The sequence below is a fragment of the Streptomyces sp. NBC_01410 genome (genome assembly GCF_045040195.1).
Lineage (GTDB): Bacteria > Actinomycetota > Actinomycetes > Streptomycetales > Streptomycetaceae > Streptomyces.
In genome coordinates this window covers 5,946,916-5,970,103 of record NZ_CP109530.1, presented here as the reverse complement: position 1 = coordinate 5,970,103, position 23,188 = coordinate 5,946,916, and the positions used below count along the sequence as shown (strand labels likewise).

General features: G+C 70.3%; 18 protein-coding genes and 1 pseudogene. 11 read left to right on the top strand and 8 right to left on the bottom strand.

The window, feature by feature from the left end:
• Positions 1–138: 138 nt before the first annotated feature.
• The 4 genes from OG741_RS27605 (at position 139) to glgB (ending at position 7,722) form a co-directional block, all read left to right on the top strand.
• Entirely contained in the window at positions 139–2,139 is a 2,001-nt protein-coding gene (locus OG741_RS27605) for an alpha-1,4-glucan--maltose-1-phosphate maltosyltransferase (protein WP_405602288.1), read from the top strand.
• Entirely contained in the window at positions 2,136–3,842 is a 1,707-nt protein-coding gene (gene treS / locus OG741_RS27600) for a maltose alpha-D-glucosyltransferase (protein ID WP_266487617.1), read from the top strand. Before OG741_RS27605 ends, treS begins: the two co-directional genes overlap by 4 nt.
• 154 nt (positions 3,843–3,996) lie before the next feature.
• Positions 3,997–5,385, top strand: coding sequence for a maltokinase N-terminal cap-like domain-containing protein (locus OG741_RS27595; RefSeq protein ID WP_405602285.1), 1,389 nt, complete (start codon positions 3,997–3,999; stop codon positions 5,383–5,385).
• Between the two features lie 165 nt (positions 5,386–5,550).
• A complete protein-coding gene (glgB, locus tag OG741_RS27590; protein WP_405605809.1) occupies positions 5,551–7,722 on the top strand; it encodes a 1,4-alpha-glucan branching enzyme in 2,172 nt (723 codons plus the stop codon).
• On the opposite strand, the gene OG741_RS27585 is transcribed toward glgB, so the two are convergent.
• Positions 7,697–9,907: a HelD family protein gene (locus OG741_RS27585; RefSeq protein ID WP_405602283.1), complete on the bottom strand. Its 2,211-nt coding sequence runs from the start codon at positions 9,905–9,907 to the stop codon at positions 7,697–7,699. The two genes, glgB and OG741_RS27585, sit on opposite strands and share 26 nt — an antisense overlap.
• 139 nt (positions 9,908–10,046) lie before the next feature.
• Here OG741_RS27585 and OG741_RS27580 point away from each other — a divergent pair, with 139 nt between their 5' ends.
• The 3 genes from OG741_RS27580 to OG741_RS27570 all read left to right on the top strand — a co-directional run bounded on the left by OG741_RS27580 (position 10,047) and on the right by OG741_RS27570 (position 12,259).
• On the top strand, positions 10,047–10,610 hold the full coding sequence (locus OG741_RS27580; RefSeq protein ID WP_405605807.1) for a DUF6817 domain-containing protein: 564 nt from the start codon (positions 10,047–10,049) through the stop codon (positions 10,608–10,610).
• 94 nt (positions 10,611–10,704) lie between these two features.
• On the top strand, positions 10,705–11,307 hold the full coding sequence (locus OG741_RS27575) for a TetR/AcrR family transcriptional regulator (protein ID WP_405602281.1): 603 nt from the start codon (positions 10,705–10,707) through the stop codon (positions 11,305–11,307).
• Positions 11,308–11,404: 97 nt separating this feature from the next.
• Positions 11,405–12,259, top strand: a complete 855-nt coding sequence (locus OG741_RS27570; protein ID WP_405602278.1) for a hypothetical protein — start codon at positions 11,405–11,407, stop codon at positions 12,257–12,259.
• 64 nt (positions 12,260–12,323) lie between these two features.
• Here OG741_RS27570 and trxA read toward each other — a convergent pair whose 3' ends face one another.
• The 4 genes from trxA to OG741_RS27550 are packed head-to-tail and all read right to left on the bottom strand — an operon-like array spanning position 12,324 to position 15,491.
• Positions 12,324–12,665 carry a thioredoxin gene (gene trxA, locus OG741_RS27565; protein ID WP_405602275.1) on the bottom strand — a complete coding sequence of 114 codons (342 nt, stop codon included), beginning with the start codon at positions 12,663–12,665 and terminating at the stop codon, positions 12,324–12,326.
• The gene (locus tag OG741_RS27560) at positions 12,662–13,078 is read right to left on the bottom strand and encodes a MerR family transcriptional regulator (RefSeq protein ID WP_266487592.1); all 417 of its coding nucleotides are present in this window, start codon (positions 13,076–13,078) and stop codon (positions 12,662–12,664) included. The genes trxA and OG741_RS27560 overlap by 4 nt, the downstream gene beginning before the upstream one ends.
• A gap of 29 nt (positions 13,079–13,107) precedes the next feature.
• Positions 13,108–13,899, bottom strand: coding sequence for a class I SAM-dependent DNA methyltransferase (locus OG741_RS27555; RefSeq protein WP_405602272.1), 792 nt, complete (start codon positions 13,897–13,899; stop codon positions 13,108–13,110).
• The gene (locus tag OG741_RS27550; protein ID WP_405602270.1) at positions 13,896–15,491 is read right to left on the bottom strand and encodes a hypothetical protein; all 1,596 of its coding nucleotides are present in this window, start codon (positions 15,489–15,491) and stop codon (positions 13,896–13,898) included. Before OG741_RS27550 ends, OG741_RS27555 begins: the two co-directional genes overlap by 4 nt.
• 262 nt (positions 15,492–15,753) lie before the next feature.
• Between OG741_RS27550 and OG741_RS27545 the strand changes: the two genes are divergently transcribed.
• Positions 15,754–16,536, top strand: a complete 783-nt coding sequence (locus OG741_RS27545) for a DUF899 domain-containing protein (protein WP_405602268.1) — start codon at positions 15,754–15,756, stop codon at positions 16,534–16,536.
• Positions 16,537–16,555: 19 nt separating this feature from the next.
• On the opposite strand, the pseudogene OG741_RS27540 reads toward OG741_RS27545, so the two are convergent.
• A pseudogene (locus OG741_RS27540) lies at positions 16,556–16,810 on the bottom strand (NAD(P)-binding domain-containing protein); the annotation flags it as partial.
• 266 nt (positions 16,811–17,076) lie between these two features.
• Between OG741_RS27540 and OG741_RS27535 the strand changes: the two are divergent.
• On the top strand, positions 17,077–18,546 hold the full coding sequence (locus OG741_RS27535) for a glycoside hydrolase family 16 protein (RefSeq protein WP_405602266.1): 1,470 nt from the start codon (positions 17,077–17,079) through the stop codon (positions 18,544–18,546).
• Positions 18,547–18,626: 80 nt separating this feature from the next.
• Here OG741_RS27535 and OG741_RS27530 read toward each other — a convergent pair whose 3' ends face one another.
• Together OG741_RS27530 and OG741_RS27525 are read right to left on the bottom strand one after the other, a co-directional pair.
• Positions 18,627–19,094, bottom strand: coding sequence for a protein phosphatase (locus tag OG741_RS27530; protein ID WP_405602264.1), 468 nt, complete (start codon positions 19,092–19,094; stop codon positions 18,627–18,629).
• Between the two features lie 111 nt (positions 19,095–19,205).
• Entirely contained in the window at positions 19,206–20,573 is a 1,368-nt protein-coding gene (locus OG741_RS27525) for a cation:dicarboxylate symporter family transporter (protein WP_405602262.1), read from the bottom strand.
• Positions 20,574–20,697: 124 nt separating this feature from the next.
• Here OG741_RS27525 and OG741_RS27520 point away from each other — a divergent pair, with 124 nt between their 5' ends.
• A complete protein-coding gene (locus OG741_RS27520; RefSeq protein ID WP_405602260.1) occupies positions 20,698–22,305 on the top strand; it encodes an ATP-binding protein in 1,608 nt (535 codons plus the stop codon).
• 184 nt (positions 22,306–22,489) lie between these two features.
• Positions 22,490–23,176: a response regulator gene (locus tag OG741_RS27515; protein WP_405602257.1), complete on the top strand. Its 687-nt coding sequence runs from the start codon at positions 22,490–22,492 to the stop codon at positions 23,174–23,176.
• Positions 23,177–23,188 lie beyond the last annotated feature (12 nt).

The window sequence follows — 23,188 nt, the reverse complement described above, 5'->3', positions numbered from 1 at the left end:
CCCGAGTGAACGCGGACAGGAGCGGCCATGCCCGCAGCCCGCCAGTCGTCGACTGAGCAGCTACAAAGAACCAGCAAACCTCGCATAGATGCCCAACGTGCTCAATCCGCCCTGCCCGCACCACCCTCAGGTGATCCCATGATCGGTCGTATCCCCGTCCTGGACGTCCGTCCCCAAGTCGACTGCGGGAGGAGGCCCGCAAAAGCGGTGACCGGTGAGACCTTCCAGGTCACCGCCACCGTCTTCCGGGAAGGGCATGACGCGGTCGCCGCCAATGTCGTCCTGCGCGATCCGACCGGACGCCCCGGCCCCTGGACTCCCATGCGTGAACTGGCCCCCGGCAGCGACCGCTGGGGCGCCGACGTCACCCCGGACGCCGAGGGGCGCTGGACCTACGCCGTCGAGGCGTGGAGCGACCCCGTCGCCACCTGGCGGCACACCGCCCGGATCAAGATCCCCGCCGGTATCGACACCGCGCTGGTGCTGGCCGAGGGCGCCGAGCTGTACGAGCGCGCCGCCGCCGGTGTCCCCAAGCGCGACGGCCGCGAGGCCGTGCTCGCCGCCGTCGACGCCCTGCGCGACGAGCAGCGCCCGGCCGCGACGCGGCTCGCCGCGGCACTCGCCCCCGATGCCACGGCCGCGCTCGACCGCCACCCGCTGCGCGAACTGGTCACCGCCTCCCGCCCGTTGGCCCTGATCGTCGAGCGCCGGCGCGCCCTGTTCGGCTCCTGGTACGAGCTCTTCCCGCGCTCCGAGGGCGCGATCGTCAAGGAGGGCGCGCCGCCCGTCTCCGGCACCTTCCGCACCGCCGCCGAGCGGCTGCCCGCCGTCGCCGCGATGGGCTTCGACGTCGTCTATCTGCCGCCCGTCCACCCCATCGGCACCACCTACCGCAAGGGCCCGAACAACACCCTCTCCCCCGGCGCCCACGATGTCGGCGTCCCCTGGGCCATCGGCTCCCCCGACGGCGGCCATGACGCGCTCCACCCCGACCTGGGCACCTTCGAGGACTTCGACCACTTCGTCGAGGCGGCCCGCGAGCTGCGCATGGAGGTCGCGCTGGACTTCGCGCTCCAGTGCTCGCCCGACCACCCCTGGGTGGAGAAGCACCCCGAGTGGTTCCATCACCGCGCCGACGGCACGATCGCGTACGCCGAGAATCCGCCGAAGAAGTACCAGGACATCTACCCGATCGCCTTCGAGGCGGACATGCGCGGTCTGGTCAACGAGACCGTGCGCGTGCTGCGCTTCTGGATGGACCACGGTGTACGGATCTTCCGCGTGGACAACCCACACACCAAGCCCGTCGTCTTCTGGGAGAAGGTGATCGCGGACATCAACCGCAGCGACCCCGACGTGATGTTCCTGGCCGAGGCGTTCACCCGGCCGGCGATGATGCACACCCTCGCCGCGGTCGGCTTTCAGCAGTCGTACACGTACTTCACCTGGCGCAACACCAAGCAGGAGCTCACCGAGTACCTCACCGAGCTGTCCGGCGAGGCCGCCTCGTACATGCGTCCCAATTTCTTCGTGAACACCCCCGACATCCTGCACGCCTATCTCCAGCACGGCGGGCGCCCGGCCTTCGAGGTGCGGGCGGTGCTGGCCGCGACGATGTCGCCGTCCTGGGGCGTGTACGCGGGATACGAATTGTGCGAGAACGTTCCCCTGAGGGACGGCAGCGAGGAGTATCTGGACTCGGAGAAGTACCAACTGCGGCCGCGGGACTGGGAGTCGGCGGAGCGCGAGGGCCGCACCATCACGCCCCTGATCACCGCTCTCAACCGGATCAGGCGCCGGCACCCCGCCCTGCAGCAGCTGCGGAACATCCACTTCCACCCGACGGACAACGAGGCGGTGATCGCGTACTCGAAAACCGCGGAGGGCGCTTCGGGTTCGAACACCGTGCTCGTGGTCGCCAACCTCGATCCCCACCACACCCAGGAGGCCACGGTCTCGTTGGACATGCCGCACCTCGGCCTCGACTGGCACGAGAGCGCACCGGTGCGCGACGAGCTCACCGGCGAGACCTATCACTGGGGCAGAGCCACCTATGTGCGCCTAGAGCCGGGCGTCACGCCCGCGCACATCGTTGCTCTGCGACCGTCCCCGCCGATCGGAGGGTCACCCACATCATGATCGTCAATGAGCCCGTCCACGACCTGTTCGAGGACACGCCCGCCAAGGACCGCGACCCCGACTGGTTCAAGCGGGCCGTCTTCTACGAAGTCCTGGTGCGATCGTTCCAGGACAGCAACGGCGACGGCATCGGCGACCTCAAGGGCATCACCGCCAAACTGGACTATCTGCAGTGGCTGGGGGTCGACTGCCTCTGGCTCCCGCCGTTCTTCAAGTCCCCTCTGCGGGACGGCGGTTACGACGTCTCCGACTACACCGCGGTACTCCCCGACTTCGGCGACCTCGCCGACTTCGTGGAGTTCGTCGACGCCGCGCACCAGCGCGGCATGCGCGTCATCATCGACTTCGTCATGAACCACACCAGCGACCAGCACCCGTGGTTCCAGGAGTCCCGCAGCGATCCCGACGGACCCTACGGCGACTACTACGTCTGGGCGGATGACGACAAGCAGTTCCAGGACGCCCGGATCATCTTCGTCGACACCGAGACGTCGAACTGGACCTTCGACCCGGTGCGCAAGAAGTACTACTGGCACCGCTTCTTCTCCCACCAGCCCGATCTCAACTACGAGAACCCGGCGGTGCAGGAGGAGATCATCTCGGCCCTGCGCTTCTGGCTGGACCTGGGCATCGACGGATTCCGTCTCGACGCCGTGCCGTATCTGTACCAGCAGGAGGGCACCAACTGCGAGAACCTCCCCGCCACCCACTCCTTCCTCAAGCGGGTGCGCAAGGAGATCGACGCCCATTACCCGGACACCGTGCTGCTGGCGGAGGCCAACCAGTGGCCCGAGGACGTCGTCGACTACTTCGGCGACTTCCCGGCCGGCGGCGACGAGTGCCACATGGCCTTCCATTTCCCGGTGATGCCCCGGATCTTCATGGCGGTACGGCGCGAGTCCCGCTACCCCGTATCGGAAATCCTGTCCAAGACCCCGGCGATCCCGAAGAACTGCCAGTGGGGCATCTTCCTGCGCAACCACGACGAGCTGACCCTCGAAATGGTCACGGACGAAGAGCGCGACTACATGTACGCGGAGTACGCCAAGGATCCGCGGATGCGAGCCAACATCGGCATCCGGCGCAGGCTCGCCCCCCTGCTCGACAACGACCGCAATCAGATCGAGCTGTTCACGGCACTGCTGCTCTCGCTGCCCGGATCGCCGATCCTGTACTACGGCGACGAGATCGGGATGGGCGACAACATCTGGCTGGGCGACCGCGACGCCGTACGCACCCCGATGCAGTGGACTCCCGACCGGAACGCGGGCTTCTCCTCCTGCGACCCCGGCCGGCTCTACCTGCCCACCATCATGGATCCGGTCTACGGCTACCAGGTCACCAATGTCGAGGCGGCGATGGCCTCACCGTCCTCGCTGCTGCACTGGACCCGCCGGATGATCGAGATCCGCAAGCAGAACCGCGCCTTCGGCCTCGGCTCGTACACCGAACTGCCCTCGTCGAACCCGGCCGTGCTCGCCTTCACCCGCGAGTACAAGGACGATCTCGTGCTCTGCGTGCACAACTTCTCCCGGTTCGCGCAGCCCACCGAGCTCGATCTGCGGGCGTTCGGCGGACGGCATCCGGTGGAGCTGATCGGCGGCGTGCGCTTCCCGGCCATCGGTCAGTGGCCCTATCTGCTGACTCTCGCAGGCCACGGCTTCTACTGGTTCCGGCTGCGCAAAGAAGCAGCCACCGCCTGACGCACAGGTAACGAGAGGTGCCTCCCGCGGGGCGGTTTCCCCCGCCCCGCACCGGGCACTCTCCCCCTCATCCCCGCGCGCCGCCGGACAGCCACAGCTGTAATCCGGGACACTCTGCGCATTCGTGGTGTACCCGGGGAAAGGACGCGATGCCATGTCGGAGGCTGCATCCACCCGGACCCCCGTCGCTCTTCTCCCGTCCCTCGCGCCCCTGCTGCTCGCCTGGCTGCCGAGACAGCGCTGGTTCGCCGGCAAGGGCCATCCGCTCACCGGCTTCTCGCTCGTCTCCGCGACCGAGCTGCTGCCACTGGACTCGAAGACCGGTCCGGGGCTGCTCCATCTGCTCGTACGCGTCCAGCAGACCGGCCTTCCCGCCCTCTCCTCGCAGGACTGCTACCAACTCCTCCTCGGTGTGCGCCGGACGCTGCCACCGCAACTCGCGCCCGCGCTGATCGGCCATCTGACCGAGGGCCCGCTCGCCGGGCGGACGCTCTACGAGGGCCTGCACGACCCGCGCCTGGCCGAGCTGATCCTGGAGCGGCTGCGCACGCCCGGCGCGCTCGGGCCGCTGCGCTTCGACCGCTTCGAGGCGGCCGGGGTGATCCCCGGCGGGCTCACCGCGCGCCCCCTGGAGGCCGAGCAGTCCAACTCCTCGCTGGTGTACGGCGACGCGTACATCCTCAAGCTCTTCCGCCGGGTCCATCCCGGTTCCAACCCCGATCTGGAGCTGCCGCTCGCGCTCGCCCGCGCCGGCTGCGGCCGGGTGCCCGCGCCCGTCGCCTGGTACGAGGCCACCGCGCCCGAGCCGTACACCCTGGGCGTGCTGCAGCCGTTCCTGCACGGCTCGCGCGACGGCTGGCTGCTCGCGCTCGAATCGCTGGCCGACGGAGGGGCCTTCACGAAGGAGGCCCGCGCGCTCGGCCGGGTCACCGCCGAGGTGCACACGGCCCTGGCGAAGGAGCTGCCCACCGTGATGCTGCGCCGGCCGCAGGCCGAGCATCTGGCGCAGGCGATGACGGCGCGTCTGGACGCGGCCGCGCAGGCGGTGCCCGCGCTGCTGCCGTACGTGCCGCGGCTGCGTGCCGCCTTCGACGCGATCGCCGCGCTGGGCAGGCGCGGTTGCGCCTGGCGGGCCCAGCGCGTCCACGGCGACCTCCATCTCGGGCAGACCCTGCGCGGCGGCGGCTCCCACGGCGACGGCCACTGGTCGGTCATCGACTTCGAGGGCGAGCCCGCACGTCCGCTCGGCGAGCGCCGCAGGCCGCAGCCCACGGTGATAGATGTCGCGGGCATGCTGCGCTCGTTCGACTACGCGGCCCGCACCCACCGCCCGTGGAACCCGAACTGGGCGGAAGGCTGCCGTGCCGCCTACTGCGAGGGCTACGCCGAAACGGCGGGCGCCGATCCCCGTACCGAACCCGAGCTGCTGCGCGCCTACGAGACGGACAAGGCCGTGTACGAGGTCGTCTACGAGGCCCGCCACCGCCCCGACTGGCTTCCGGTGCCGATGGCGGCGATCGACCGCCTGGCCGCCACCAACTGAATTTCCGCCAAGGAGGCAGACCCCGTGACCGCCCGACCCCCGTCCCGCAATTCCTCCGACTCCCACAGCCCCCGGCAGGCGGCCGACGCCGGGCCCCGCAAGAACACGGACGCGCCACGGCCGCGGGCGGGCGGCAGCCATGGCGTCCGGGCCGCGCAGCCGCTCATGGACGGGGACCGGGAGCGGCTGCTGACCGGCTCCCACCACGATCCGCACTCCCTGCTGGGGGCGCACCTGATGCGGGGCGGTGTCGAGCTGCGGGTGCTGCGTCCCTTCGCCCAGTCGGTGACCGTGCTCGCCAAGGGGCTGCGGGCGGAACTGCACGAGGACGGTGACGGCTTCTTCTCGGGTCTGCTGCCCTTGCGCACCGTCCCGGAGTACCAGCTGCTCGTCGTATACGACGGGACCGCGATCGAGGTGCAGGACCCGTACCGCTTCCTGCCCGCGCTCGGCGATCTCGACCTGCATCTGATCGGCGAGGGGCGGCACGAGGAGCTGTGGAAGGCCCTCGGAGCGAACCCCATGACGCACCAGCAGGTGACGGGCACCCGGTTCACGGTGTGGGCGCCCAATGCCCGCGGGGTCCGGGTCGCCGGCGACTTCAACTACTGGGACGGCACCGGGTGTCCGATGCGCTCGCTGGGTTCCTCGGGCGTGTGGGAGCTGTTCCTGCCCGGCGTCGGCGAGGGCGCGCTCTACAAGTTCGACATCACCCGCCCGGACGGCTCGCACACCCTGCGGGCCGACCCGATGGCGCGGCGCACCGAGGTGCCGCCCGACACCGCGTCGATCGTGACCGAGTCCCACCATGTGTGGCACGACGAGGAGTGGATGGCGCACCGGGCCGACCGGCCGGTGCACGAGGCGCCGTTCTCCGTCTACGAGGTGCATCTCGCCTCCTGGCGGCCCGGCCTCACCTACCGCCAGCTCGCCGTCCAGCTCCCCGCGTACGTCAAGGACTTGGGCTTCACCCACGTGGAGCTGATGCCGGTCGCCGAGCATCCCTTCGGCGGCTCCTGGGGCTATCAGGTCACCGGCTTCTACGCCCCGACCGCCCGGATGGGCACCCCCGACGACTTCCGCCATCTGGTGGACGCCCTGCACCGGGCCGGGATCGGCGTGCTGGTCGACTGGGTGCCCGCGCACTTCCCCAAGGACGACTGGGCGCTGGCGGAATTCGACGGCCGATCGCTGTACGAGCACGACGACCCGGCACGTGCCGCGCACCCCGACTGGGGCACCCTCGAATTCGACTACGGCCGCAAGGAGGTACGCAACTTCCTGGTCGCCAACGCCACGTACTGGTGCGAGGAGTTCCACATCGACGGGCTGCGGGTAGACGCGGTCGCCTCGATGCTCTACCTCGACTACTCCCGCGAGCACGGCGAATGGTCGCCGAACGAGCACGGCGGCCGGGAGAACCTGGACGCGGTCGCCTTCCTCCAGGAGATGAACGCCACGGTCTACCGGCGCTGCCCCGGTGTCGTCACCATCGCCGAGGAGTCCACGGCCTGGGACGGCGTCACCCGCGCCACCCACCATGTGGGCCCGGGCGGTTTCGGCGGCCTCGGCTTCGGCCTGAAGTGGAACATGGGCTGGATGCACGACTCGCTGGGCTATGTCACGCACGAGCCGGTGCACCGCAAGTTCCACCACAACGAGATGACGTTCTCGATGGTGTACGCGTACAGCGAGAACTACGTCCTGCCGATCTCGCACGACGAGGTGGTCCACGGCAAGCAGGCGCTGGTCAGCAAGATGCCCGGCGACTGGTGGCAGCAGCGCGCCAACCACCGCGCGTATCTGGGCTTCATGTGGGCGCATCCCGGCAAGCAACTCCTCTTCATGGGCCAGGAGTTCGCCCAGGGCGCGGAGTGGTCCGAGGGCCACGGCCCCGACTGGTGGCTGCTGGATCCCTCCTACGCCGCGGAGGCGGACCACCGCGGCGTACGGGACCTCGTACGCGACCTGAACACCGTCTACGCCGCCACCCCCGCGCTGTGGCAGCAGGACACGGACCCCGTCGGCTTCGCCTGGGTGGACGGCGACGCCGCCGAGGACAATGTCTTCGCCTTTCTGCGCTTCGACGCCACGGGGGCGCCGCTGCTCGCCGTCAGCCACTTCTCCCCGGTGGTACGCCACGAGTACCGCCTCGGTGTGCCGGAGGCGGTCCAGGCGTGGACGGAGGTGCTCAACACGGACGCGGCCGGCTACGGCGGCGGCGATGTGCTCAACCCGGACCCGCTGAAGCCGGAGTCGGTCCCCTCGCACGGCCGGCCGACGAGCATCCAGCTGACGCTGCCGCCGCTGGCTACGGTGTGGCTGCGGCCGGTCTGATGATCCCGAGCCGCTGGGTGGCCCGGGTGAGCGCCACATAGAGGTCGTTGGCGCTCATCCGGTCGGGGTCGACGACGAGGACGGTGTCGAATTCGAGGCCCTTCGCCTGGCGCGGGTCGATGAGAACGACGGGCAGGGACAGATCCAGTGGTCCGTCGTTCTCTTCCAGTCCCGCGAGTTCGGCGTGCAGCTCGCGCGGGGCGATCACCGCGAGCCGGCCCTCCTCCGGGGCCTCCTCGGCGGCGATCCGGGCCACCTCGCCGAGTGGCACGGTCCGCTCCCAGGGCCCCACACCCGTCGAGCGGATGGAGCGGGGCGGCTCGAAACCGGGGTCGGTGGCCCGCCGCCGCTGCGACGCGTACTCCATGATCTCGGCGGGCGTACGGTAGTTGACGCCGAGCCGGGCCAGCTGCCAGCGGTCCTGGACGTAAGGGGCGAGGATCTCCTGCCAGGATTCGCATCCGGCCGGGTCACCGGTCTGTGCCGGGTCGCCGACCAGTGTCATCGAGCGGGTCGGACTGCGCCGCATCAGCAGCCGCCAGGCCATCGCCGACAGCTCCTGCGCCTCGTCGACGATGATGTGCCCGAAGGCCCAGGTCCGGTCGGCGGCGGCACGTTCGGCGGCGCTGCGGTGGTCGGCCTCCTCCTGCCGCTCGGCCATGCGCTCGGCGTCGATGATGTCGTGCGCGGCAAGGACCTCGGACGCGTCCTCGTCGATCTCCTGCTTGTCCTCGAACTCGTAGGTACGGGAGGCGTACGAGACGTCGAGAACGCCCTGCGCGTAGGCGATCTGCCGTGCCCGCTCGGCCTCGGCGGCCGCCAGGGCCGCGGAGTTGTCCTCGCCGAGCAGCTCTGCGGCCTCGTCGAGGAGCGGGACGTCGGCCGCGGTCCATCCGCCGCCGGTGCGCCGGATCAACTCGGCGTCGTCTTCCGGCAGATGCGTGGGATGCGCGAGATAGTCCGCGAGGAACTGCTGCGGGGTGAGCGGGGGCCACAGCGACGCGATGGCGGCGTGCACCTCGGCGCTGGCGGCGATGGCCTTGCCGAGCTGGGCGATGTCGTCGGGGCCGAGGAAGTTCGGACCGCCGTACGGGTCGGCGCCGATCCGGTCGGCGAGCTGGGTGGTCAGGTCGTCGATGATCCGGAAGACGAAGTGCGGGCGGGCCAGATTGTGCGGCAGGCCGCTCTCGCGGGCCTTGTGCCGGGCCTCGACGGCGATGTCCCAGTCGAGCAGCAGATCCCCGTCGTCGTGCCGGATGACCACGGGGGCGTCCTTCTCGGGCACCTCCTGCCGGTCCCGTACGGCCTCGGCCAGGGCGCCGGCCATGTCCGCGCGGCCCTTGACGGCCGCCGCGGCGGGGCTGTCCGTGCCCGTGACGGCGACGCCCGGAAACAGCTCGCCGACCGTCGCCAGCAGCACGCCCGTCTCACCGAGCGAGGGCAGCACCTCGCCGATGTAGCCCAGGAAGGCCGGGTTGGGCCCGACGATCAGCACGGCACGCTTGGCCAGCTGCTCCCGGTTCGCGTACAGCAGATACGCGGCCCGGTGCAGCGCGACCGCGGTCTTCCCGGTGCCGGGCCCGCCCTCGACGACGAGCACTCCGCGGTGCGGGGCGCGGATGATGTGGTCCTGCTCGGCCTGGATGGTCGACACGATGTCGCCCATCCGGCCGGTACGGGCACTGTTCAGCGCGGCGAGCAGCACCTCGTCGGCGTCGTGCGACTCGTATCCGGTGCGGGTGGTGTCGGCGAGATCCATGATCTCGTCGTGCAGCGCGGTGACGGTTCGCCCCTGGGTGGTGATGTGCCTGCGGCGGCGCAGCCCCATCGGTTCATATCCGGTCGCGAGATAAAACGGCCGCGCGACGCGAGCCCTCCAGTCGATGAGCAACGGAGTCCGCTCGGCGTCGTCGCGCCGGATTCCCGTACGCCCGATGTGGTACGTGACTCCGTCGCGCCGGTCGATGCGCCCGAAACAGAGTCCGGCGTCGGCGGCATTCAGCGCGGAGAGCGTGGCGGAGTACTCGGCCACGCCGACATCGCGCTCCACCAGCGCCTGCCGATCGGTGCTGACCTGCGCGATCGTGGCGTTCATGGCGGCTTCGGCCCCGGCCCTGAGCTGGTCGAGCCGCTCGTGGGCGAGGGAGACGAATTGTTGTTCCTGCCGCAATTCCTCGCTTGACAATTCAGCTCCTGACGCGATACAGTGCCTTTATTGAACTTCTCCGTGCTATTCAATGTACGCGAACACGGAAACACTTAATATACGCAGAGAATGACCCCGGCCGTCAATTCGGTTCCGGGGTATTTTTCTGCCCGTGGACATACCTGGGAGTACGAGGGAAGCGGTCGCCCTGCTGCGTGAGCACGGCGCCGAGGGGATGGAACATCCGGGCGGGACACTGCTCGCCCACCTGGAGCGGGTCCGGCAGCGCCTGTCGCAGTGGGGTGCGCGGCCCGAACTCCAGCTGGCCGGCCTGTGCCACGCGTTCTACGGCACGGACGGCTTCGCGAACGCCCTGCTGCCACTGGACCGGCGCTCGGAGCTGGCGGCGGTGATCGGCACGGAGGCGGAGGAGCTCGTGCACTTCTACGCGAGCTGCGACCGCGAGGTGTCGTACGGGACGCTCGCGGACGAGGAAGCGGCCTTCCGGGACCGCTTCACGGGCGGGACGTACACGCCGCCGCTGGGCCGACGGCAGGACTTCGCCGAACTGACGGCGGCCAACGAACTCGACCTGGCGCGGGTGAACGACTCGTTCCGGATGGAGTGGGGCGGGGAGCTGCTGGTGCTGTTCACCAGGTGGCGCCCGCTGCTGAGCGAGGCGGCGTGGCAGGACATGTGCGATCTGCTGGTGTTGCGGGACGAGGAGGGGCAGCGTCGCTGAAGGACCGCCAACTTCCGGTGCGCGCAGGGGTATTGACGGGAGTTGCCCGCCGGTTTGAGAATGACATGTCATTCCGCCGACGGAGGGTTCGACCGTGCCCAGGGGTGTTGTCGACAAGCGCGACGCGATACTGCGCGCGGCGGGAAAGGTGTTCGCCGAGCGCGGCTACCACGCGACCGGCATCTCCGACATCGCCCAGGAGCTCGGGGCCGGACACGGCACGTTCTACCGGTACTTCAAGAACAAGGAGGACATCGCGCGCAGCGTGGTGTCGCGCGCGCTGGGCCAGGTGATGGACGCCCTCTCCGACGAGGATCCCGGCTCCAGCGAGACACTGTCGCACTACAGGCGACAGGTCAGGCGCATCGGCCACAAGCTGTTCGACCTCGTCGCCGCGGAACCCGCCCTGTGCCACATCCTGTTCTACGACGCCATCACCATCGACCGGGCCGAGCCGGATCTGGCCGGCCGGGCCATGGAAGCGGCGGCGGAGTACACCGCCGCCTTCATCCGCAACGGGCAGGACCGCGGCTTCCTGCGCCGAGACGTGGACGCGCAGGTGGTCGGGCTCGCGGTCAACGGAATGATCGTGACCGGGGCGGTGCGGCTCCTGCACGCACAGGACCCCGATGCCATGCGGGAGCCGTGGATTGGCACGGTGGAGACTCTCATGTTTGACGGCCTCGGCTCCCCCTGACGCTCAGCCCGCAGGACCGCTCAATTTCTTCTGCCTTCTTCTGCACTGCTTCTGCCTTCAGAACGGAATGACGTGTCATTCCGGAGAGGAGAGCACGATGGTCCAGGTCGATGTCTTCTGGTCCTACGGAATCGGCGCGAGCTTCGCGACCGCCGCCACGCATCAGCTCAGGAGCAGGACGGGCCCCGCGCGTCACGCCGGCCCGTGGTCGGACCCGTACTTGATGGCGACCGTCCTGTACTGCGCGGTGCTGTTCGCGCCCAGCGGTGCGTGGCTGCTGTGGGGCTTCCCGGACTGGGAGACGATGCAGACGGCGGACGGGCACGGTTCGCTGCCCGCCTGGCTGGTCGCCCTGTTCGCCGCAACGAACGTCAGCCAGGGCGTGCTCGGTTACTGGGTCGCGGCGCGCCTCATCGCCTCCGGCCGGGCCTACGCGGCGTTCCTTCAGGCCGGGGTCGGATACACCGGCATGTTCTTCATCCTCGTCCACGGGTGGGACGGCCGCGGGTACCAGCGATTCTTCTCCGCCGACCGGGAGTCGTTCGCGACCTGGCCGACGCAACCCGGCCCGGGGGAAGCCCTGTCGCGCATGGGCGACTGGCTGACCTCGCCGGTCGCGCTGACGCTCTACGGGATGGGAATCGTGCTGGTCCCGGTGATGCTGGCCCTGATGGTCCACTGGCTCCGTTCCGGCCAGCGCCAGGCCGCCGCAACGGTGACGGGCCGGCTCCGCATCCTCGGCACCGTACTGGGAGCGGTCTTCGGCCTGGCGCTCGGCACGGCGGTGGGCGCCTCCGTCCTTGTCCACCTGCTGGGTTGGTGGCTCGGCGTCCCGGTCGCCGTCGCCCTCGCCACGCTTCTGGTGGTACGCCGGGGCGCCGCGGCCGACCGCCTCTTCACGCTGCTCGCGCTCCCGCCGAGCGGAAGGGCGGGCTTGGAGCCGGTGCGGTGAGGAGCCCGGGCGACAGAACGCCGGGGCCAGAGGGGCGTCGGTGGCCCGACAAGGGTTCGCCAGACTACTGAGGCTGGATCACGTCCTCCAGCTCCTGGAGCAGTCGGCGCTTGGGACGGGCGCCCACCATCGACTTCACCGGTTCGCCCTCGCGGAACACCATCAGCGTCGGCATCGACAGCACGGCGTACCGCGTCGTGATCTCCGGGTTGGTGTCCACATCGAGCTGGACCACCTTGAGCCTGTCGGCCTCCTCGCTCGCCAAGGCGCTGAGCACCGGGGCGAGTTGGCGGCACGGGCCGCACCAGTCGGCCGTGAACTCCACCAGGACCGGGCGGTCGGCTCTGAGGACCTCGTCGTCGAAGTCGGCGTCCGTCACTTCGGCGACGCCCGCTGCGTGGATCATTCGTGTTCCCCTCCGTCGGTCACATGGGTCAGCTCGCACAGCGGCTCGGGCCCGCCCGGCAGCTCCGCCTCGGCCCGGGCGAGCTGAGCGCCCACCTGGGCGCGCACCGACCGGAGTTGCTCGATGAGCGTGTCCAGCTCGCCGAGCTTGGCGCGGTAGACGGCGATCGAGGCGGGACAGGAGTCCCCGGCCGGGTGCCCGGCGCGCAGGCATTCGACGAACGGCCGCGTCTCCTCCAGGTCGAACCCGAAGTCCTGCAGGGTCCGGATCTGCTGGAGCAGTCGCAGGTCGTCCTCGTCGTACGTGCGGTAGCCGTTCACCGCGCGCCGGGCGGGCAGGAGCCCGCGGGACTCGTAGTAGCGCAGGGTGCGGGTGGTGGTTCCCGCCCGTTCCGCGAGCTCGCCGATTCGCATGTCCCCGACGGTAATCCTTGACCTCGGCGTCAAGGCAAGGCGGTGATACGGATCTTGGACTGCTTGTGCGGGAGTTGCTCCCAGTCGTCCATGAAGCGGGCGGCGAAACCATGGCTCGCGGCCAGCTCGATCAGTGTTTCGGTGCGGTAGTAGAAGTCCTCGCGCAGGACATGGTGTTCCCTGCCTTCGGTGCGGTTGAAGGTGAAGTCGAAGAATGCGTCCGGTGCCATCACACGGCCCACATGCGCCAGACACTCGTCGATGACCTCGATCGGGGAGTGCGAGAACACGCTGTGCGCGTGCACCACCGTGAAGTGCCCCGAGGGCAGGGTGGCCATCCGCAGATCGCGGACGAGGCTCAGGTGGGGGAGCTTGTCCTGGAGACCGCGCTGCGCCAGCGTGTCTCCGGCGGCCAGCAGGATGTCCGGGGAGATGTCGATGCCGTGATAGTGGCCGGTGTCCAGGTGGTCGATGAAGCGCCAGCCGGCGCGCAGGTTGCCGCAGCCGATTTCCAGCATCCGGTCGCTGGGGGTGAGACCGTGCCGTACCAGGTAGTCGAACTGCATCTGGCCGAGCGCCAGCCATCTCTCGTACGACGCGCTGCCGACCGCGGCCGCCGGACTTCTGGCGGCGTCGGCTTTCATCACGGCTCTGTAGTAGGCCACATGGTCGCGACTGGTCAGCCGCAGCTTCCAGTCGCGGCCCAGTCGGCGCAGGTAGGGCCAGATACGGTCGGGACGGCGCGCGGCATAGCGGATCTTATGGGCAAGGCGGGCGCGATTTGTGCGAGTGCGCTCCGGGCCGCCGCTTGCCTGGGTCATGGTGATGCCTCCATCTCCGGCTGCGGGCCGACGAGGGTGGGCGGCAGGAAGACACGGTAGGTTTCCCGGCCGCGTACGTGAGGCAGGGCCGTGGCCCGCCAGGTGCGCGCGTACGGCGGTGGAGCGTTGCCGCCCGCCACGACGACGGCCACCGGCATGTGGTGTGCGGCGGCCTCGATGCCGCCGGGCGTGATGCTGGCGTCATGGCCGCCGGGCTGGCGGGAGGTGCATCCCGCGTAATAGGCGATGGGGACGGCATCCTGGCCGCTGACCATGCAGGGCGGGCGCACGCCCAGCCGGTGCAGCCCGGCGGCGATCGCCGAGTAGTGCGCACGCAGGGAGTGGTTGACCTCCAGCATGTGGCGGAGCACTCCGTACTGGACCGCGAGGTGGCCGGTCAGGGCCAGGGCGAGGACTCCGGCGCCGACCGGCCGCAGTGACGGCCGGACGGCGGTGACCAGGAAGACTGCCACGGCGACGAGGCACTCGGCCACCGGCAGCGATAGGAGCGCGTAGGCGGGGAGGAGAAAACGCGGCGCGGCGTAGTCGATGAGGAAGAGGTACGGCACCGCGACCGATGCGGCGGTGCAGGTCGCCAGCAGAGCGGCTGCGCCCCGGTGTGTGCGGGAGCCCGCCCACGCGCCCGAACTCCAGGGTGCGCGGGAACGCCCGTCCGCGCGGAAAGCCGCCGCGATGCCCGCGACTGTGAGCACCGGCAGCGCGAACCACCATGCCGCCGCCACCGGATGCTTCCAGGGCACGTCGCACGGGCGGCACAGGGAACGCCCGTCCAGCGCCCGCACCTGGTCGTCCACGGCCATGTGCCAGCCCAGGCCGCCCTGGATCTCACTCGCCCGGTGGAGCCGTGCACCCAGACCGCCGTAGTGCGCGTACGCCTCGACGACCCACGGCACGGCCCCGACCAGGAACCCGATCGTGACCGCGGCGAACACCGCCGCACGGCGCCACCCCGGAACCAGCAGGGCCGCGGCAGCCAGCGGGAGTGCCAGCCACAGCCCGTCGGAAGGGCGCATGAACACCACGACGGCGACGGCGGACCCGACACCGATCACCGCCCTGCGTTCCCCGGGACGGGCCACGGCTCGCAGGAACCAGCCGACGGCGGCCAGGGCCCCGAGCGCGCACCACAGATTGGGCATGGCCTGGGGGCCGTAGAACAGGGTGATCCACAGGGAGGAGAACACCGCGCCCGCGCAGCCGAGCACAGCAACGGGCACCAGCCTGCGCCAGATCCACAGGCAGGCGAACAGCCCGGCGCCGGACAGCAGGGCCAGATAGATCCGGATCGCGGTGGTGGAGGCGGTCAGGGAAGCCACCGGTGCGACGAGGTAGGAAATCCCCCGCGCGCGGGGCGCGCTGAAGTACGCGGGCGGGGCATTGCCTCCGACCTGGCTGACGTAGACGGTCTCGTCCCAGCCGAGCCCGGAGCCCGGTACCACCAGGATCAGCTGAGCGGCGGTGAAAGCCACCGCGACGGTCAGCAGCCACGGGAGCGGACGGCTCCCTGTCGTCCGTCGAGTCCGCCCCCGTACGGGGGCGGACACCGGGTGCAGCGCCAGGCGTTCTTGCATGATGAGTCCTCGCCGAGAGCCCCCGGGCGGGGAGGGGACCGGTACGCCCGTAACACTGCGGCGGGGGTGGGGAGCGGGCAACCGGGGAGGCCATTCGGCGTAGGGGCGCGTCTGCGAACTTGTCAGCCCGACGTGGTCCGTGCAGGCTCGGCCGAGGGCGCCCCCTGCCGCGATGAGTTCAGGCCGGGTCGCGGGTCTGTTCTGGTGAGCGTCGTAGGACGTCGTACGACGCTGCCCGGCACGAGACACCACGGAGGACACCATGACGACCACGCCCGGCAACGCGAGCAGCGACCTCCCCGGCAAGCCGCCGGTCGTCGACCTGGCCACCTGGCAGGCGGCGCGCGAGGAGCTGCTGGTCCGCGAGAAGGCGCACACCCATGAGGGCGACGCGATCGCCGCGGCCCGGCGGCGGCTGCCGATGGTCGAGTTCGACGGCACGGTCGAGGTCACCGGCGTTGACGGGCCGGTCCCGTTCCTCGACCTGTTCCAGGGTCGCGACGAGCTCGTGGTCTACAAGCACATGTGGTACGACGGTGCGCCGCACCAGGGGCAGTGCGAGGGCTGCACCACCACGGCCTGGCACGTGAAGGACGCCGTCTACCTCAACGCCCGGGGCGTCTCGTTCGCCGTCCTGACCACGGGCCCGTGGGACGAGGTGGCCTCGTTCGTCGAGTTCATGGGCTACACCCAGCCCTGGTACTCGGTGCGCGGTGTGGACGGGCCGGCCGGCGGCAGCATGGGTTACCTGACCTGCTTCCTGCGCGACGGCGACCGCGTGTTCCTCACCTACTCCACGACGGGCCGTGGCAACGAGCCGGTCAACGGGTCCTTCGGCCTGCTCGACATGACGCCCTACGGCCGCGGCGAGGCGTGGCAGGACAACCCCGAGGGCTGGCCCGAGGGCCGCCAGGCCTGCTGGTACTGGCGCTCGGACGCGGACGGGAACGCCACCTGGGGCCCGACCAGCCGGCCCGTGCCGCAGTGGACCCGCCCCGGCGCGACCCCCGTGGAGACCCTCGGCCGGCACGGCCCCCACCACTGACGCGCCTGCGTTGACGGGCGAGGATCGCGGCGGACGCGTCGTAGTCGACGACGCAGACGACGGTCAACTCGCTTGCGCGCACGGCCTCTTCGGCGCTCGGCGCCCGTACCGCGCCGCGGGCAGCCAGCTCTTCGCCCTTGCCCGGGGAGCGGTTCCAGACGGTGGTGGGGTGGCCCGCGTCGAGCAGGGCGCCGGCGAGGGCCTGGCCCATCGCGCCGAGGCCGAGGAAGGTGACGGAGGTCAGCGGGGTGTTGGTGGTGGACATGCCCGCCATGCTTGTTGGCCCGCGCACTCACCCACAAGTACCGACAAATAAGTCAGGTACTCACCAAAGGGTAAACATCCAGGTCACTGGGGTGGAAGCAGCGACCTCCGGTCGGGGACCGATCCCGGCCCCTCCCACCAGGCACGCGTTCCAACTGGCTTCTACATTCAGGAAGTTAAGGATGCGCAGCCATTGACGGCCGCAGTGTCTACATCTACAAAACTCTCTGAGAGCGCTCTCACCGACCCGTGGCACCACCCTCCCGGAGGTGTTCCTTGAGCACGAGCCGCATCAGACGCACCCCCCTGCTCACCGTCGTCGTCGCCCTGGCCGTCGCCCTCGCCGGTTTCATCGCCGTCACCGGCGCCGGGCAGGCGCGCGGCGACGTACCCCCCACGCCCGGCTGGAACCTCCAGTGGAGCGACGACTTCAACGGCGCCAACCGCACCCTGCCCTCGGCCGCCAACTGGCAGATCGACCTCGGCCACGCCTACCCCGGCGGGCCCGGCAACTGGGGCACCGGAGAGATCCAGAACTACACCGACAACCCCGACAACCTCTCGCTCGACGGCAGCGGCAATCTGCGCATCACGCCACTGCGCGACGGCGCGGGCAACTGGACCTCCGGCCGTATCGAGACCAAGCGCGCCGACTTCAAGGCACCCGCCGGCGGCACCCTGCGCATCGAGAGCCGCATCCAGATGCCCAATGTCACCGGGCAGGCCGCACTCGGCTACTGGCCCGCGTTCTGGGCGCTGGGCTCCCCCTACCGCGGCAACTACTGGAACTGGCCCTCCATCGGCGAGTTCGACATCATGGAGAACGTCAACGGCATCAACTCCGTCTGGGGCGTGCTCCACTGCGGCGTCAACCCCGGCGGCCCCTGCAACGAGACCAGCGGCATCGCCAACAACCGCGCCTGCCCCGGGGCCAGTTGCCAGTCCGCCTTCCACACCTACCGCTTCGAGTGGGACCGCGCCGTCTCCCCCAATGAGCTGCGCTGGTACGTGGACGACCAGCTCTTCCACAGCGTCGCCGAGAACCGCGTGGACGCCGGGACCTGGGCGAACATGACCAGCCACGCGGGCTACTTCATCCTGCTGAACCTCGCGATCGGCGGCGCGTTCCCGGACGCGCTCGCGGGCAAGACCCCCACCGCCGCGACCGTCCCCGGCCACCCGATGCTCGTCGACTACGTCGCCGTGTGGACCAAGGGCGCCTCGGACCCGAGCACTCCGCCCACCACTCCGCCACCCACCACCCCGCCGCCGTCCGGCTCCTCGCAGCTGTATCTGCGTACGGGAGGCGGCGCGGGCGATCCGGCGGCATCGGCCGCGACGGTGAGCCTGGCCTCGGCGAGCGGCGCCAACTACGACGGCACCCCGCACAATCCGCAGGTCTTCACCTCGACCGGGATCACCCGCAGATACAACGGCGGCGCGACCCAGTTCGACCTGTTCGTCGACGCGGGCTCCACGGTCGCCAACGGCCAGCAGATCAGGGTGAGTTACGACCGTACGAGCGACGGCACCTGGGACCGGACGGAGACGTACCACTACTTCGCCACCGATCCCCTCCCGGGCTACGAGCACTACACCCAGGCCAGAGTCCTCAAGTCGGCCACCGGAGCGCTCGGCGACCTGGCCGGCGGAACGGTACGGATCGAGGTCTGGAGCGCGATCGGCAACGGCGCGAGCACGCTCGGCGTCGGCAACCAGTCCGTCGTACGCATCCCCTTCGACTGACCGACAGGAGGAACCGACCACGCGCGGGACGGACGGCAATCCGATCCAGCAATGACCGCCCCCTGGCCGCGCCGCTCACGTCAGCCGGAAAAGCGGCGGACGTAGCGGCGCTGCCAGGGGGTTTCCACGGCGCGGGGATCGTAGTTCCGTCGTACGAAGTCCACCGCCGCCTCGGCCGGAACCCCGTCGAGAACGGCGATACAGGCGAGCGCGGTACCGGTGCGCCCGCGACCGCCACCGCAGGCGATCTCGACGCGTTCGTCCGCGGCCCGCTCCCACGCCTCGGCGAGGGCCGCACGGGCATCGGCCCGGCTGCTGGGCAGGCGGAAGTCCGGCCAGCGCAACCACCGGGCTTCCCAGGGGACTTGGGGAGGCGGCTTCCCGAGCAGATAGACGCCGTACGCGGGCAGCGGCCCGTCAGGCAGGGGATGGCGAAGGCCACGCCCCCGGACCAGCCGCCCGGAGGGAAGCCGCAGAACACCGGGGCCGGCAGGCCGCCAGGTCTCGGTCGCGGGATCGGGCACGTGCGCTGGATCGTGATCGGTCACCTGCTCACCGTATGCGCTGCTGCCCGTCGCCGACCGGGGCCGCGAAAGAGCCGGGACCGGGCGCACCATGCGCGCCCGGTCCCGGCTCCTGTCAGGCCCCCCTCAGGGACCTCAGACCTTTACCGGCACCCCGTCCTCCTCGCGCGGCTCCGGCACCTCAGCGCCGTCGGCCTCACCGTGGGTGTCGTCGTCGAGCAGGGTCTTCTCGTCGAACGGGATCCGTCCGGCCAGCACCTCGTCGACCCGCGACGTGTCGATCTCCTTCGTCCAGGTCCCGACCAGCACCGTCGCCACCGCATTGCCCGCGAAGTTGGTCAGGGCGCGCGCCTCGCTCATGAAGCGGTCGATGCCGACGATCAGGCCGACGCCGTCGACCAGTTCGGGACGGTGCGACTGCAGGCCGCCCGCCAGCGTCGCCAGGCCCGCGCCGGTGACACCCGCCGCGCCCTTGGAGGCGACGAAGAGGAAGAGCAGCAGCGCGATCTGCTCCCCGATCGACATGGGGTTGCCCATCGCGTCGGCGATGAAGAGCGAGGCCATGGTCATGTAGATCATGGTGCCGTCGAGGTTGAAGGAGTAGCCGGTCGGGACGGTGATGCCGACCACCGGCTTGCTGACGCCCAGGTGCTCCATCTTCGCGATGAGCCGCGGGAGGGCGGACTCGGACGAGGAGGTGGACAGGATCAGCAGGAACTCACGGCCCAGGTACCTGAAGAGCGTGAAGATGTTGAGGCCCGCGACGATACGCAGCAGCGTGCCGAGCACGATGAAGACGAACAGGAAGCAGGTCACATAGAAGCCGAGCATCAGCACGGCGAGGCTCTTGAGCGCGTCCAGACCGGCCGACCCGGTGACGGCGGCGATCGCACCGAACGCGCCGATCGGCGCGGCCCACATCACCATGGCGAGGATGCGGAAGACGAGGCGCTGGATGTGCTCGACACCGCGCAGCACCGGCTGACCGGCCGAGCCCATCGCCTGGAGGGCGAAACCGGCGAGCAGCGCGACGAGCAGGGTCTGCAGCACCTCGCCCTCGGTGAAGGCGGAGACGATCGTGGTCGGGATGATCCCGAGCAGGAATTCCGTCGTGTCCTTGGCCTCTTCCGAAACCTGGCCCTGGCCCGCGTCCTTGATCGCGTCGGTCACCGCGAGGCCCTCACCGGGCTGGAGGATGTTGCCGACGACCAGTCCGATGCCGAGCGCGACCATCGACATGGCCAGGAAGTAGCCGAGCGCTATGCCACCGACGGCGCCGACCTTGGCGGCCTTGCGTACCGAGCCGATACCCAGCACGATCGTGCAGAAGATGATCGGCGAGATCATCATCTTGATCAGGTTCACGAAGCCGGTGCCGAGCGGCTTGAGCTCGACTGCGAACTCAGGGGCTGCCAGGCCCACGGCGATGCCCAGCACCACCGCGATGATCACGGCGATATAGAGATAGTGCGTACGGTCCCGCCTGACGGCTCCTGTAGCCACGGGGTCCTCCTTGTTCGAAATTCATCCATGTCCCTATGGATGCCGTGACTATCGCCCACCCTGTGACCCCGGTCACCCTTACGTTCGTTTCGTTCACGCGATTTCGGCCAGGCAGACTTGGGCCATGCGCATACCCCGTCCTCGCAGCCTCGCCGGCCAGCTCTTCGCGATGCAGGTCGTGCTGGTCGCCGCGATCGTGGCGGGCTGCGCGCTCTTCACGTACGTCACCGACCGCTCCCAGGCGGAGGAGACCGCACGCCGCCAGTCCAGGGCCACCGCGACCGCCGTCGCGCGCTCGCCCTCGGTGGTCGCCGCGGCACGCTCCGCGCATCCGACGGAACAGCTCCAGCCGTACACGGAACGGCTGCGCCGGGACGCGGGCGTCACCTTCGTGGTGATCATGGCTCCGGACGGCACCCGCTGGACACATCCCGAGCCGGGCCAGATCGGGAAGACGTATCTGGGGAGCATCGACGAGGCCTTGAAGGGCAAGATCTACAGCGAGAAGCACCTGGGCACGCTCGGTCCTTCGGTACGGACGGTGGCGCCCGTCTACGACAACGGGAAGATCACCGGGCTCGTCAGCGCGGGCATCACCATCGAGAAGATCAGCGAGCAGGTCAGCAAGCAGGTCGCCGCGCTGCTCGGGGTCGCGGGCGCGGCGCTCGCGCTGGGCGGCCTCGGCACGTACGTGATCAACGCGCGGCTGCGGCGGCATACGCACGGCATGAACGCGGCCGAGCTGAGCCGGATGCACGACTACCACGAGGCCGCGCTGCACGCCGTGCGCGAGGGTCTGGTGATGCTCGACGGACGGCGGCGGATCGCCCTGGTGAACGACGGTGCCCGGGAACTCCTCGGGCTCGACGAGGACGTGGTCGGCCGGCCCGTGGACAGCCTCGGCCTGCCCGCCCCGCTCACCGGCGCGCTGCTGTCGGCCGAGCCGCGGGTCGACGAGGTCCATCTGACCGCGGACCGGATCATCGTCGTGAACACCAGCCCGGTCGTCGGGGGCGAGCAGCGCGGGACGGTGGTCACGCTGCGGGACCACACCGAACTCCAAGCGCTCTCGGGCGAGTTGGACTCCGAGCGGGGCTTCACACAAGCGCTGCGCTCGCAGGCGCACGAGGCGGCCAACCGCCTGCATACGGTCGTCTCGCTCATCGAACTCGGCCGCGCGGACGAGGCGGTCGAGTTCGCCACGGCGGAGCTGGAGCTCGCGCAGGCCCTGACCGACCGCGTCGTCGGCTCGGTCGGCGAACCGGTGCTGGCCGCACTGCTGCTGGGCAAGGCGGCGCAGGCGAACGAGCGGGGCGTGGAGCTGGTGCTCGCGGAGGACAGCCGTATCGACGACGGGCTGCTGCCGCCGTCGCTGCCGGCGCGCGACCTGGTGACGATCCTGGGCAATCTGATCGACAACGCGGTGGACGCGGCGTCGGAGGCGGCGGGTACGCGGTCGCTGCGTGCCCGGGTCACGGTCACGGCCCGCGCGGAGTGCGACGAACTGCTGCTGCGGGTCGCCGACACGGGCGCGGGGGTCGACCCGGCGGACGCGGACGAGGTCTTCCGCCGCGGCTGGTCCACGCATGGCGCGGGCCGCGGTCTGGGCCTCGCCCTGGTCAAACAGGCGGCACACCGCAGCCGCGGTGCGGTGCGGCTGGCGGAGGGACCGGACGGCGGGGCGGAGTTCACCGTGCGCCTGCCGCTGAGACCTGCGGAGGTACGCGCATGAGCGGCGGCGCGCCTGCGGCGGGGCTGTTCCCCTACCCGCCCATTCCCGAACTGGGGGCGAGCCCCCAGACCCCGTATGCGACCTTCGGCCGCATGTCCTCAAACGCCGGACGGGCTGAATACTCAGCCCCTCCGGCGTTTGAGGAGCGGGGTCCGGGGCGGAGCCCCAGCCGGGGGGTCGCCGCATGACCCCCACCCCCATCCGCGTCCTCGTCGTCGAAGACGACCCCGTCGCCGCCGACGCGCACGCCCTCTACGTCGGCCGTGTCACCGGTTTCGCCGTCGCCGGGGTCGCGCACTCCCGGTCCGAGGCCGTTCGCGTCCTGGAGCGGACCGCGGTCGATCTGCTGCTGCTCGACCTGTATCTGCCCGACGGGCACGGGCTCCATCTCGTACGGTCCCTGCGCGCCGCCGGCCACTCCGCCGACGTCATCGCCGTCACCTCCGCCCGTGACCTCGCGATCGTGCGCGAAGGAGTGTCCCTCGGGGTCGTCCAGTACGTCCTGAAGCCCTTCACCTTCGCCACCCTCCGCGACAGGCTCACCCGGTACGCCGAGTTCCGTGCCGCGGCCGGGGAGGCCAGTGGCCAGGACGAGGTGGACCGGGCGCTCGGGGCGCTGCGCGCGCCCCAGGGCGGCGGGCTCCCCAAGGGCCTCAGCGCGCCCACGCTCGCCGCCGTCACCCGTACGCTGCGCGATTCCGCCGCCGGACTCACCGCCACCGAGGCGGGCACGGCCGTCGGCATCTCACGGATCACCGCGCGCCGCTATCTGGAGCACCTGGTCACCGAGGGCCGGGCCGCGCGCAGCCCTCAGTACGGACAGATCGGGCGTCCCGAGCTGCAGTACCGATGGATCACTTCCGGCCGCTGAACCGGTGTGCCC